The following is a 13,002-nucleotide window of genomic DNA, read 5'->3' as shown; positions in this document are numbered from 1 at the left end:
GCCAGAACCAATAGGCCGAACGACCGGCGGCACGCATTATCCGGTCTTGTCCGCGTCATCCGGAGCATGAAGGCCATGCTTCTGGAGTATGAATAAGGACGAATTTCATGGCACGAAATGGCCAGAACGAAGCTTTTCTACGCACTTCATTTTTGAGCGCTGCCAACGCGCCCTACATCGAAGACATGCAGGCCGAATACGAGCGCAATCCCGGCGCCGTCAGCGATGAATGGCGAAGGTTTTTCGAAAGCATAAAAGAAGCGCCCTCATCCGTCCCCGCAAATTCCGGAGGCCCCGCGTGGGCTCCGCCGCTCTCGGCACTTCTGAACGAGAACGGCGCGGACCGCGATCTCGTCGGCGCTTTGACCGGCGATTACGGCGAAGGCGAACGCACCATTCGCGATAAGATCGAACGCCGTGCGCAGATCGCCGGTTTCGAGCTGACGCCGGCGGCTTCCCTCCGTGCGACGCAGGATTCCATTCGCGCCCTGATGCTGATCCGCGCCTATCGCGTCATCGGCCACTTGGCAGCTGACCTCGATCCGCTCGGTCTCGCAGACCGCCGCGCCCATCGCGAGCTGATGCCGGAAACGTACGGATTTACCGAAGCCGATCTCGATCGCCCGATTTTCATCGACCGCGTGATGGGCCTCGAAACGGCAACGATGCGCCAGATCGTTACGATCCTGCGGCGGACCTATTGCCGGAAAATCGGCGTCCAGTTCACCCACATCACCGACCCGACGCAAAAAGGCTGGATCCAGGAGCGCATCGAAGGCGCGGAGAAGGACATTCGGTTCACGCCCGAGGGCCGCAAGGCCATTCTGCGAAAACTGATCGAGACCGAAACCTTCGAGAAATTCTGCGATCTCAAATATACCGGCACGAAGCGCTTCGGCCTCGACGGCGCGGAATCGATCATTCCAGCGCTCGAGCAGATCATCAAGCGCGGCGGCCATTTGGGCGTTCGGGAAATCGCCATGGGCATGGCCCACCGCGGCCGTCTCAACGTGCTCGCGAACGTGATGTCGAAGCCGCTCCGCGCCATCTTCAAGGAGTTCAAGGGCGGCTCATTCAAGCCCGACGACGTCGAAGGCTCGGGCGACGTGAAGTATCACCTCGGCGCATCGTCGGACCGTATGTTCGACGGCAATACCGTTCACTTGTCGCTGACCGCCAATCCCTCGCATCTCGAAATCGTCGATCCGGTCGTGCTCGGCAAAGTCCGCGCAAAGCAGGATCAGGCGGGCTGCCCGAGCGGCGATCGCACGCGAGTCATGCCCCTTCTCATTCACGGCGACGCCGCGTTCGCAGGCCAAGGCGTGGTCGCCGAATGCTTCGGTCTCTCGGGTCTCCGGGGCCATCGGACCGGCGGATCCATTCACTTCATCATCAACAATCAGATCGGCTTTACGACCGCGCCGCATCACTCGCGGTCATCGCCCTATTGCTCTGATGTGGCGCTGATGATCGAAGCGCCGATCTTCCACGTGAACGGCGACAGCCCCGAGGCCGTCGTCCACGTCGCGAAAATTGCGACCGAGTTCCGCCAGCGCTTCCAGAAGCCCGTCGTCATCGACATGTTCTGCTATCGCCGTCACGGTCACAACGAGACGGACGAGCCGATGTTCACGCAGCCGGCGATGTACAAGCGCATCAAATCGCACCCGACGGTCGTCGACATCTATTCGAAAGAACTCATGGATGAGGGTGTGATGACCCCCGCCGAGTTCACCGAGATGAAGGCGGCGGTCCGCGCCAACCTCGACAAGGAGTTCAGTTTCTCCGACGGCTACAAGCCCAACAAGGCCGACTGGCTCGACGGACGCTGGTCCGGCATCACCCGCCCCGATAGCGATGATTGGCGCGGCAACACGGGCATTCCGATCGATACGCTGAAAGACATCGGGCATCGCATCACCACGATCCCGAACGATTTCCACATGCACAAGACGGCCGCCAAGCTGCTCGAGCGCCGTCGCGAGATGATCGATACGGGCCTCGGCATCGACTGGGCGATGGCCGAGCACATGGCGTTTGCGTCGCTTTTGATGGAGGGCTTCCGCGTCCGCCTGTCCGGCCAGGATTGCGAACGAGGCACCTTCTCGCAGCGTCACGCCGTTTTCATCGACCAGGAAAACGAACGCCGGTTTTCTCCGTTGAAGCACCTCTCGACCAATCAGGCGAGCTTCGAAATCGTCAACTCGATGTTGTCGGAAGAAGCGGTTCTAGGCTTCGAATACGGCTACTCCCTCGCCGAACCCAACGCGTTGACGCTTTGGGAAGCGCAATTCGGCGACTTCGCAAACGGTGCGCAGGTTATCTTCGACCAGTTCCTGTCGTCGGGTGAGCGCAAGTGGCTGCGCATGTCCGGATTGGTATGCCTGCTGCCGCACGGCTATGAGGGCCAGGGACCGGAGCACTCCTCGGCGCGCCTCGAGCGTTATCTGCAGCTTTCCGCTGAAGACAATTGGCAGGTCGCCAACTGCACGACGCCCGCAAACTACTTTCATATTTTACGCCGGCAATTGCATCGCAATTTCCGCAAACCCCTGATCCTGATGACGCCGAAGTCGCTGCTGCGCCACAAACGCGTCGTTTCGAAACTCGAGGATTTCGGACCCAACGCCGGCTTCCATCGCCTGCTGTGGGACGATGCCGAGCGTGGCACCTCCTCCGTCAAGCTCAAGCCCGACAACGAGATCAAGCGCGTCGTCATCTGCACCGGCAAAGTCTACTATGACCTTCTCGACGCGCGCGACGCGCAAGGCCGTGACGACGTCTATATCCTTCGCGTCGAGCAGCTTTACCCATTTGCGGCACGCGCATTTATCCAGGAACTCGGTCGCTTCAAGTTCGCCGAGATCGTCTGGTGCCAGGAGGAGCCCAAGAATATGGGTGCCTGGTACTTCATGGATGCGAACATCGAGTGGGTTCTGAACCATCTCGGATACATTCATCGCCGCCCGCGGTATGCAGGACGGCCCGCATCCGCGTCCACGGCAACAGGATTACTTTCGCAGCATATCAAGGAGCAGACCGCGCTCGTCGCCGACGCGCTCGGAACTTAGGAAGGTTTGAGAGGCTCAGATGTCGATCGAGATTCGCGTCCCCGCGCTCGGAGAAAGCGTAACGGAAGCGACTGTGGGCAAATGGTTCAAGAAAGAAGGCGAGACCGTCAACGCGGACGAGCCGCTTGTCGAGCTTGAAACCGACAAGGTGACGGTTGAAGTCCCCGCGCCTTCCTCAGGAGTGCTCAGCGAAATTCTCGTTCCATCCGGATCGACAGTCGCCGTTGGATCGCTGCTCGCCGCATTGAGAGAAGGCGCCGGCAAGTCTCAACCGCAAAAGCCCGAGGCAAAATCTCAGCCCGCGCAGTCTGCTCCCGAGCGCGAGCCGGAAAAGCCGGCGCCCGCAGCCGCAAGTGCTCCTCCTCCGCCACCCCCGGCAGCTCAGAAGGCGATGACCGAGGCGGGCCTCGAAGCGTCGGAAATACGTGGCTCGGGAAGGCGCGGGCAAATCCTGAAAGAGGATGTCGCCAACGCCACCCCATCGGCGCCGAGACCCGCTGCCCCGCCGCCGGTGCATGAGGTTCTAAGCTCTGCGCCCGCGACCAACGTCGTCGCCATTCAAACCGCGCCGGCGCTGAAGGCCGTGCCGCAGGATACGCGGCTTCCCTCGCCCGGCAACGACGCGACGCGCGAAGAACGCGTCAAGATGACGAGGCTGCGCCAGACCATCGCCCGCCGCCTCAAGGATGCGCAGAACACGGCCGCGATGCTGACGACGTTCAACGACGTCGACATGAGCGCCGTGATGGCGCTCCGCTCTCAGTACAAAGATATTTTCGAGAAGCGCCACGGCGTGAAGCTCGGCTTCATGGGGCTGTTCGTCAAAGCCTGCATCCAGGCGCTGCGCGACGTCCCGGCCGTCAACGCCGAGATCGATGGCGACGATCTCATCTACAAGAATTACTATCATATCGGTGTCGCTGTCGGGACGGAGAAAGGCCTCGTCGTGCCCGTCGTGCGCGATGCCGATCGCCTGAGCCTCGCCGAGATCGAGCAGCGGATCAACGAGTTCGGCAAGCGCGCAAGAGACGGCAAGCTGTCGATCGAGGACATGCAGGGCGGCACGTTCACGATTTCGAATGGCGGCGTCTACGGATCGCTGATGTCGACGCCGATTTTGAACGCGCCGCAATCCGGCATTCTGGGCATGCATCGCATAGAAGAGCGCCCCGTCGTTCGCGCCGGCCAAGTCGTGGTCCGGCCGATGATGTACCTTGCGCTCTCCTACGATCACCGCGTCGTCGACGGCAAAGAGGCAGTCACCTTCCTTGTTCGCGTCAAGGAATGCCTTGAGGACCCGCAGCGCTTCATTCTGGAATTGTAATCCAAGGGCGAAATGATGCGTCGAAGCGCAGCCGTGAATGTCGTCATCGCACTCTGGGGCATGGCGGCCCTTCAAACCTCGGGGTTCGCCGAACCACTCGCCGCAAAAAATCCCATCGACGCGGTACTTTCCCGTGCACTTCTGGAACGGGGCGCAATGATTGCCTGTGCCGCTCTTGACGATGACGCCGACACGCTGAAATTCCTCAAAATCAGCTGGGAACGCGACATAGCCTCCGTCAAGGAGGTCCTTCAGAAATCAGGATTCGACGATAGCGCCATCCACACGCTGGTCGATCATCTTGATATCGAGAAGGCGACGCCAAGATTTGCTGACCGCGCCGCGTTATCCGCCTATTGTTCGACCCTGGGCGATTGGAAGCTGCGATGGGAGCTATTCATGGTTTCGGTGCCCCAATTCGAAATACGTCGCGTACTCGAAAAATAGACTAGCCGTTAAGGTTCCAACCCGACGAGACCGCATTTATGTCCTACGACCTCATCGTCATCGGCACAGGCCCTGGAGGCTACGTCTGCGCGATCCGCGCCGCGCAATTGGGCATGAAGGTCGCCGTCGTCGAAAAACGGTCGACGTTTGGCGGCACCTGCTTGAACGTCGGCTGCATTCCCTCAAAGGCCCTTCTCCACGCCTCGCATTCCTATGACGAGACGAAGAACGGCTTCGCGTCGATGGGCATCAACACCGATGCGAAGCTCGACCTCGCGAAGATGCAGGCGTTCAAACGCGAAGGCGTCAAAGGCAACGTCGATGGCGTCGCCTATCTCTTGAAGAAGAACAAGATCGACAGCGTCTTCGGCACCGGCCGCATCGTCAGATCGGGTCAGGTCGCCGTCACGTCGCCAAGCGGCGAGACGCAGACGCTCGAGACCAAATGGATCGTGATCGCGACCGGCTCCGACGTGACGCGGCTTCCCGGCATCGAGATCGATGAGAAGCGCGTCGTCTCATCGACGGGCGCACTCGACTTCACGACCGTCCCGAAAAAGCTGATCGTCGTCGGCGCTGGCGTCATCGGACTTGAATTGGGATCGGTGTGGCGGCGGCTCGGCTCGGAAGTCCTCGTCATCGAATATTTGAACCGCATTCTGCCCGGCATGGATGCCGAAATCGGCCGGTCGTTCCAACGCATCCTCGAAAAGCAGGGCATCGCATTCAGGCTGTCGAGCAAAGTCTCCGCCGTCGAAACGACGGGCACCGGCGTGACCGCGAAGGTCGAACCTGCCGAAGGCGGCGTTGCCGAATCCGTCGAGGCCGATGCCGTGCTCGTTGCCGTCGGCCGCGTGCCCTTCACCGAGGGACTGGGTCTGGCTGAAACCGGTATCGCCCTCGATCCGAAAAAGCGCGTTCTGGTCGATGGTCACTATCAAACGAACGTCACGGGCGTTTTCGCCATCGGCGACGTCATCGCCGGTCCGATGCTGGCGCATAAAGCGGAAGACGAAGGCGTCGCCGTTGCGGAGATCATCGCCGGCCAGGCCGGGCACGTGAATTACGATGTGATCCCGAACGTCATCTACACGAGCCCCGAGGTCGCAAGCGTCGGCAAGACCGAAGAGGAATTGAAGGCAGCGGGCATCGCCTACAATGTCGGCAAGTTCCCGTTCACCGCGAACGGCCGCGCCAAAGCGATCCACATGACCGACGGCTTTGTAAAAATCCTTGCCGACGCCAAGACCGATCGCGTTCTCGGCGTTCACATCATCGGCGCCAATGCCGGCGAGCTGATCGCGGAAGCCTGCGTCCTGATGGAATTCAGCGGCTCGGCGGAAGATCTGGCCCGCACCTGCCACGCGCACCCGACGTTCTCGGAAGCCGTCAAGGAAGCGGCGTTGGCCGTCGCCAAGCGCGCCATCCACTTCTGACGCACTACTCGATCGGCGTGACGGTGTAGCCCGACTCCCGCAGCAACGCGACGAGGCCGGTCGGGCCGGGGAGATGCAGCGCGCCGACCGCGACGAAGGCATTGCCCTTCTCGAGCAGCGGCAACGCCGCGTCGCGCATCCCTGCATTGCGGTCGATCAGCAGTGCTTTCTTGAACCCATCGAAAACGTCCGGAGCCGCTCCGCTCTCGGCCGCAAGCGCCAGCTGGAACGGCATCGCCGCACCGATCTGCCGCTTCACGTACATCTGCACCATCGTTTCCATCATGTCGTCGGCGCGGTCGATGGTGTCGAGTTCGACTTTCAAAATCGCCACTTGCTGATCGTCGGGAATGGACGCGAGCGCACGAAGCTGACTCTCGATCGTCTCCAACCCCGTTACTGTAATGCCGGCCTTCTTGGCCTCAGCCGCAACGCGGAGATCCAGAACGACCTTGCCCGAAGCGATCTGCTTGCGTTCGCAATCGGACGTCGCGAGCAGCATGCTGACGAGCCAGGGCTTCATCATCGCCGCCAATTCTCCCGGCATGCCGGATTTGACGACGACCCGCTCGACCTTATTGTAGTCGTCCGCCGAAAGCGCGCTCTTCAGAGAGGACCCGTCCGTATAGACGATAAGCCCGGCGGCTTTCGCCATTGCCGCCGCCACGGCTTCGGGAGAGAGATCTGCAACTTCAAGTGCCACTGATTTCGAATGCGCGATGGCGTCGATCGCTGCTGCCGGAAGTTCGGTGATGCGCGGATCGCTGAGGTGCATCGTCCCGAGCAAATAGGATGCCGGAATGCCGGGCTTTTCGACTTTCCAAAGCATGGCCTCGGCGTTCGCCGTCGCGTTGCTTTCCGCCATGATCTTATCGAAAAGCGCGGGCTGCTTGACCTGCATCTCGGCCAGCATGTCGGTGCCCTGACATCGCGCCGGCGCGTCCTCCGCAGCAACGGGACCTGCAGCGAATGCGAGAACGAAAACCGTCAGAGCGTAAAACGAACGGCGGCTGAATCTCAGCCGGCGGAAAGACGTCATGGCGATACTCTTGAACAAGTCGGAGCGGCCTTCAACTGCGCGACGCTCTCGGATGGGCCTGATCATACACCGTCAGCAAGCGCGCCCGGTCCACTTCCGTATAGACTTGCGTCGTCGAGAGCGAGGCGTGACCCAAAAGCTCCTGAATTTGGCGTAAATCCGCGCCTGCCGAAAGCAGGTGCGTCGCGAATGAATGCCGCAGCGCATGTGGCGTCGCCGTATCCGGCAGCTGAAGTTCGTAACGCAACTTCTCCATCGCGAGCTGTATGAGGCGCGGCGACAGTGGCCCGCCCCGAGCCCCGCGAAAAAGCGGCCTGTCCGGTTCCAAAGGATAAGGACAAAGCCGCATATATTTGGAGATCGCCTCGGAGACGACGGCGAGCGCTGGGACCAGCCGCTCCTTACCACCCTTGCCCGTCACGTGCATGATATCGCGGCCGTCGATCGGCGCCGTGCGTGGCATGAGGCTCAAGGCTTCGCTGATGCGCAGCCCCGATCCATAGAGCAACAGCATCACCGCGACGTCGCGAGCCGTGATCCAATCCTCAGGCCCGCCTCCGTCGCGCTCGATCAACGAGGCCGCGCCTTGAACGGTCAAAGGCTTCGGAATCGAATGCGGGATCTTCGGCGCCGCGACTTGCAAAATCGCGCGGTTTTTTAAGGTGTCCTCGCGTTCCAGCCAGCGGAACAACGTGCGCAGCGCCGATAGCGACCGTGCGAGTGACCGGGACGTCACGCCCGCCTTACGACGCCCGGCGAGGAAAGCCCGTATCGTCTTGGCATTCAGCCGTTCGAGATCGGCGAGGCAAGGCGGATGGCCGAGCTGCGTCTTGAGGAATGCGAGGAACTGGCGCGCGTCGCGCTCATAGGCTTCGCGCGTCGCCGCACTTTGCCCACGCTCCACGATGAGATGATCGAGCCATGCCACGATGACGTTCTTCAGATCGTCGTTAAGCGGCAGCTCGGCATCCCCGGCCAATACGTCGTCGAGCGATTGCGCCAATGGTTGTTCCCCATGCCGGGTGTTCGGCAATGCTTCCGAACGTTACCCGCGTTGGTTAATCAAACGTTAACGCGACGCTAAAGCAACTTACCCGGATTGAGAATCCCCTTGGGATCGAGCGCACGCTTGATCGATCTCATCATGTCGATCTCGACCGCGGACTTGTGGCGGACGAGAGCGTCCCGCTTCATTTGCCCGATTCCGTGCTCGGCAGAAATCGAACCGTCGAGTTCCGCAATGAGCGCAAAGATCGCGTCCGACATCGCATCCCAAAGGGCGAGATACTGCGCGCGATCCATCCCCTCGGGTTGGCTGACGTTGTAATGCAGGTTGCCATCCCCGAAGTGTCCGAACGGAACCGGCCGCGCACCTGGGCAAATGTCCTCGACGACGGCGGCAGCGCGTTCGAGAAACTCTGGAATTCGCGCAACGGGCACCGAGATATCGTGCTTGATGCTCCCGCCCGCGCCCTTTTGCGCTTCCGAAAAGGCGTCGCGTAAGCGCCAGAAATCCTCCGCCTGCCGGAGTGACCGCGTAATGGCGGCATCGAGGATGAGACCCTTCGAATGCGCATTCGTCAGCATTCGTTCGATCGTATTCGAGACACGCGCTCCGGTCCCGCCATGCGAGAGCTCGATCAGCGCATACCAAGGGTAAGCATCCGTGAAGGGGTCGCGGAGACCCGGAACGTAGTTCAACGCGAACTCTTGCGCGCGATGCGCCCAGAACTCGAATGCGGTCAGCGATCCCCCGGCCTCCGCTTCGGCCATCCGAAAGAGCCGGAGCGCATGCTTCGGTGATTGCAGCGCGACGATCGCTGTCTCGCGTTCCGCGGGCGTCGGAAAGAGCTTCAAGCAAGCCGCCGTGATGATGCCGAGCGTCCCCTCCGAGCCGATCAGAAGATCGCGCAGATCGTAACCGGTGTTGTCCTTCTTGAGCCGTCTCAAGCCATGCCAAACGCGGCCGTCGGCAAGAACGGCTTCAAGTCCGAGCGTCAGGCTGCGCGCGTTTCCATATGCGAGAACTGCGGTGCCGCCCGCATTCGTCGCCAGCACGCCGCCGATTTGCGCGCTGCCTTCCGAGGCAAGGCTCAACGGAAAGATGCGCCCCGCTTCGTTGGCCGCGATCTGCGCCGCGTGCAGCGTGACACCGGCTTCGACGATCATCGTTCCGCCGGCCGCATCGACGTCGCGAACGGCCTTGAGACGGCCGAGCGACAGCACAATCTCATCACCCTCGGACGACGGGATTTGTCCGCCGACCAACCCGGTATTGCCGCCTTGCGGAACGATCGCGACGCTGTGGGCGTCCGCAAGCGCGAGAATGCGCGAAACCTCCTCCGTCGACCCCGGACGCAAAACGACCGGCGTCTTGCCGGTGTAGCGGTCCCGCCATTCAGTGAGATATCCGGCTTGGTCCTCGGCGCGCGTCAACGCGTTCGCGTCGCCGACGATGTGTGCGAAGCGTCCGATCAGATCGTTGGATAAGGTCCGTGCTCGCACTTTGCCGTGCCTGCCTCACACGATCGCTTGTCCGGTCTTCTTCCAATCGTTGACGAAGGTGACGAGACCGGCGTCCGTAAGCGGATGTTTCACCAGCGCCTTCAGAATGCTCGGCGGAATGGTCGCGACGTCGGCGCCGATGAGAGCCGCTTCCTTCACATGGTTCACCGTGCGGATCGACGCCGCGAGAATGTCGGTCGAGAGATCCGGATAGTTGTCGTAGATCGTGCGGATTTCACGAATGACGTCCATGCCGTTGAGACCGATGTCGTCGAGACGCCCAATGAACGGCGAAACGAACGTCGCCCCGGCCTTCGCTGCGAGCAACGCCTGGTTGGCCGAAAAGCAGAGCGTGACGTTCACCATCGTGCCGTCGCCCGTCAGAGCCTTGCAGGCTTTGAGACCGTCGAGCGTCAGCGGGACTTTGATGGCTACGTTCTTCGCGATCTTCCGCAGCACTTCGGCTTCCAGCATCATGCCCGCGTAGTCGGTAGCTGCCACCTCGGCAGATACGGGCCCCGGCACAACCGCGCAGATTTCTTTGACGATTTCCTTGAAGTCGCGGCCGGCTTTCGCAACAAGTGACGGGTTCGTCGTAACGCCGTCCAGCAAGCCCGTCGCCGCCAACTCCTTGATCTCGGCCACGTCGGCGGTATCGACGAAGAATTTCATTTCTTTCTCCTCACCTCGTCCTTAAGTCTTGGCCCTGCCTTTGGTGCGCCGCAACTTCCCGGCAAACCTAGCACGACCGATTCTCGGAGGAAGCTTCTAGTCCGTTGAACGCCCCTTTGGATAGCCTGCTTCAAATCCTGGATAACAACGCCGTCGAGGCCGCCCGCAGCGTGCCTGTGCTCATGCCCGTGGCGCTCGACCAGACCTACGACTATCTCGTGCCCGAGGGCATGGATGCCGCACCCGGCGCCTTCGTGCTGGTGCCCTTTGGGCCGCAGACACGCATAGGGATCGTTTGGGATGCGCCGCGCGGCGAGGGAAAGCCCGTCGATCCGAAGAAGCTCAAGGCCCTGACGAGCCGCATTGACGCACCGTGCCTGCCCGAAATTTCGATGCGCTTCGCCGAATGGGTCGCACGTTACACCCTGGCGCCGCTCGGCATGGTCGCGCGCATGATGATGAGCGCCGACGCTGCGTTCGAGCCCCCTAAACATCGTTTCGGCGTGTGTATCGTCGAAGGCGCGACCCCACCGCCGAAAATGACCCAGGCGCGCACCCGCGTCATGGAAATCGCAGCCGATGGCCTTGTCCGTGCGAAATCCGATCTCGCAAATCTCGCCGGCTGCTCGACGGGCGTGGTGGATGGCCTCGCCGCCGCGGGTATGCTCGTCGAAGTGGCGATCCCCGAGCGGAGCTTTCCGCGGCCCTTGCCGCAGCACGGAGAGACAGGCTTCACCGCCGATCAGACGCGTGCGGTCGAAAGCCTGCGCAGCGCGGTCGATGCCAACAATTTTTCCGTGACCTTACTCGATGGCGTCACGGGTTCGGGCAAAACCGAGGTCTATTTCGAAGCCGTAGCGCGTGCGCTCGAAGCGGGCGGCCAAACCCTCATTCTGCTCCCGGAAATTGCGCTGACCAGCCAGTTCCTTGATCGCTTCGCCCGCCGCTTTGGTGCGCGCCCCGTCGAATGGCATTCGGCGCTCAGCCCAGCCGAACGTGGCCGCATCTGGAAAGGCGTCGCGCGGGGAGACGTGCGCTGTGTCGTCGGCGCGCGCTCGGCATTGTTCCTGCCGTACTGCGAACTCGGACTGATCGTCGTCGACGAAGAGCACGATCAGGGTTTCAAGCAGGATGACCGCGTCCACTATCAAGGGCGCGACATGGCCGTCGTGCGCGGCAACCTCGGAAAGTTTCCCGTTATCCTCGCCTCCGCGACGCCGTCGATCGAGAGCCACGTGAACGCGCTTATCGGGCGATATCGCCATGCCGTGCTTCCGGGCCGCTTTTCGGGCGTCGAAATGCCGGATGTATCGGCGATCGATCTCCGCTCCGAAAAGCTGGTGCCTGGCAAATGGTTGGCCGAGCGTCTCGTCGCGTCGATGACCGAGACCCTCGAAAAAGGCCAGCAGACACTGCTGTTCCTGAATAGACGCGGATACGCGCCGCTGACGCTATGCCGTTCCTGCGGGCACCGCCTCGAATGCCCGCAATGCACAGCTTGGCTTGTCGAGCACCGCTTCAAGAAGAAGCTGTCATGCCACCACTGCGGCTTCCAGCTGTCGCTCCCGGAGAAATGCCCGAAGTGTGCAGCACCCGGTTCGCTTGTGGCCTGCGGTCCGGGTGTCGAGCGCGTCCAGGAAGAAGTCGCCGAGCGATTCCCCGACGCGCGCGTCGCGCTGCTCTCGTCCGATCTCATTCCGGGATTGCCCGAGATGCGTGAGATGATCCGCGGCATCGAAGCCCGCGAGTTCGACATCATCATCGGCACGCAGATCGTCGCGAAGGGCCACAACTTTCCGGGCCTCGCCCTCGTCGGCGTGGTTGACGGCGATTTGGGGCTGGCGCACGGCGCTGATCCGCGCTCCGCCGAACGCACGTTCCAGCTTTTGCATCAGGTGACGGGCCGCGCCGGGCGAACGACCTTCGTCGGCCGCGGCTTCGTGCAAACCTATTCGCCTGACCACCCGGTGATGACCGCAATCGTCGCCGGCGACCGCAACGCCTTCCTCAATTACGAGGTCAAGACGCGCCAGGCGGGCCTTCTGCCCCCCTATGGCCGGTTGGCGGCGATCATTGTCTCCGCACGCGACAAAGCTCTGACTGAGCAGGTCGCCCGCGAAATTGCGCGCCGCGCGCCCCCGAGCGAAATGATTTCGGTGCTCGGCCCCTCCGAAGCCCCGATCGCCGTCGTCCGCGGCCGTCACCGCTGGCGGCTTCTCGTGAAAGCCCCGCGCGACGTCGATTTGCAAACGTATCTCCGGGCGTGGGCTGGAATGATTCCAAAACTCAAGACCGACGTCCGCATCACCGTCGATATCGACCCCTACAATTTCCTATGAATTGGCGCCGGGTTTCGAGCGCGTGTGCGGCAAGTTTGCCATAAGCCGCGGCGCTTACCGATGAGCACGCTTCCTGACATTCCGCCCGGTGCGCAAATCGTCTAAACGACGATGAGTATTCGAATAACCCGTGCCGCTTCGGCGGCCGCAGCACCACGCCTCGAAAGTC

At 61.7% G+C, this 13,002-nt stretch carries 9 protein-coding genes; 5 read left to right on the top strand and 4 right to left on the bottom strand.

All coding sequences use genetic code 11. The features are described from left to right. Positions 1 to 107: 107 nt before the first annotated feature. The 4 genes from BM399_RS15905 to lpdA are packed head-to-tail and all read left to right on the top strand — an operon-like array spanning position 108 to position 6,278. Complete coding sequence (locus BM399_RS15905) at positions 108 to 3,071, top strand: 2-oxoglutarate dehydrogenase E1 component (RefSeq protein WP_092868726.1); 2,964 nt, start codon at positions 108 to 110, stop codon at positions 3,069 to 3,071. Positions 3,072 to 3,090: 19 nt separating this feature from the next. Next, entirely contained in the window at positions 3,091 to 4,395 is a 1,305-nt protein-coding gene (gene odhB / locus BM399_RS15900) for a 2-oxoglutarate dehydrogenase complex dihydrolipoyllysine-residue succinyltransferase (protein WP_092868725.1), read from the top strand. 12 nt (positions 4,396 to 4,407) lie between these two features. Beyond that, positions 4,408 to 4,842 carry a hypothetical protein gene (locus BM399_RS15895; protein WP_092868724.1) on the top strand — a complete coding sequence of 145 codons (435 nt, stop codon included), beginning with the start codon at positions 4,408 to 4,410 and terminating at the stop codon, positions 4,840 to 4,842. Between the two features lie 38 nt (positions 4,843 to 4,880). Beyond that, positions 4,881 to 6,278 carry a dihydrolipoyl dehydrogenase gene (gene lpdA, locus BM399_RS15890; RefSeq protein ID WP_092868723.1) on the top strand — a complete coding sequence of 466 codons (1,398 nt, stop codon included), beginning with the start codon at positions 4,881 to 4,883 and terminating at the stop codon, positions 6,276 to 6,278. Positions 6,279 to 6,282: 4 nt separating this feature from the next. Here lpdA and BM399_RS15885 read toward each other — a convergent pair whose 3' ends face one another. From BM399_RS15885 to fsa, 4 genes are all read right to left on the bottom strand, one after another. Continuing rightward, positions 6,283 to 7,317 carry a TraB/GumN family protein gene (locus tag BM399_RS15885; protein WP_092869144.1) on the bottom strand — a complete coding sequence of 345 codons (1,035 nt, stop codon included), beginning with the start codon at positions 7,315 to 7,317 and terminating at the stop codon, positions 6,283 to 6,285. A 31-nt stretch (positions 7,318 to 7,348) separates the two neighbouring features. Next, positions 7,349 to 8,320, bottom strand: a complete 972-nt coding sequence (locus BM399_RS15880) for a tyrosine recombinase XerC (protein ID WP_244531298.1) — start codon at positions 8,318 to 8,320, stop codon at positions 7,349 to 7,351. A gap of 77 nt (positions 8,321 to 8,397) precedes the next feature. Then, on the bottom strand, positions 8,398 to 9,822 hold the full coding sequence (locus tag BM399_RS15875; protein ID WP_092868721.1) for an FAD-binding oxidoreductase: 1,425 nt from the start codon (positions 9,820 to 9,822) through the stop codon (positions 8,398 to 8,400). Positions 9,823 to 9,837: 15 nt separating this feature from the next. After that, positions 9,838 to 10,494: a fructose-6-phosphate aldolase gene (gene fsa, locus BM399_RS15870; RefSeq protein WP_092868720.1), complete on the bottom strand. Its 657-nt coding sequence runs from the start codon at positions 10,492 to 10,494 to the stop codon at positions 9,838 to 9,840. A 104-nt stretch (positions 10,495 to 10,598) separates the two neighbouring features. On the opposite strand from fsa, the gene BM399_RS15865 reads away from it, so the two are divergent. Continuing rightward, entirely contained in the window at positions 10,599 to 12,833 is a 2,235-nt protein-coding gene (locus tag BM399_RS15865) for a primosomal protein N' (protein WP_092868719.1), read from the top strand. Positions 12,834 to 13,002: the final 169 nt, after the last annotated feature.

The sequence above is a fragment of the Hyphomicrobium facile genome, assembly GCF_900116175.1.
GTDB classification, from domain to species: Bacteria; Pseudomonadota; Alphaproteobacteria; order Rhizobiales; family Hyphomicrobiaceae; genus Hyphomicrobium_B; species Hyphomicrobium_B facile.
Note: the sequence above shows the minus strand (reverse complement) of the source record. Positions and strands in the feature narration are given on the sequence as shown.